The sequence below is a fragment of the Pantoea sp. SIMBA_079 genome, assembly GCF_046940275.1.
Taxonomy (GTDB): domain Bacteria; phylum Pseudomonadota; class Gammaproteobacteria; order Enterobacterales; family Enterobacteriaceae; genus Pantoea; species Pantoea borealis.
The window spans coordinates 1-302 of the sequence record NZ_JAWRYR010000155.1 but is presented as its reverse complement, the minus strand read 5'-3'; the positions used below and the strand labels follow the sequence as shown (position 1 = coordinate 302).

General features: G+C 51.0%; 1 pseudogene. It reads left to right on the top strand.

The features are described from left to right. Positions 1 to 302: pseudogene (locus SB719_RS19530) on the top strand (hypothetical protein); the annotation flags it as partial.

Genomic DNA, 302 nt, shown 5'->3' with positions numbered 1-302 from the left:
ATCTGCGGGCAAAGATCGATGATTTGGGTCCGAAGATTGCTGATCATCATTTGCTTTACGACGGATTGGTGGAAGCGATGACCAACACCCACCAGCACGCCTATAGGCAAAAGAACAAGCGGCGACAGAAGAAACATTCGACTTTGCAGCGTTGGTGGATCTCTGCTTCCGTAAACACGTCTTCCAATCAAATGACGGTGATGGCACTCGACCACGGCCACGGAATTGCTAGAACGCTCCCGCGCAATCAGCACTGGTGGCACTACCAAACTCTTCTCGGACGATTCGTAAATGATGATGCG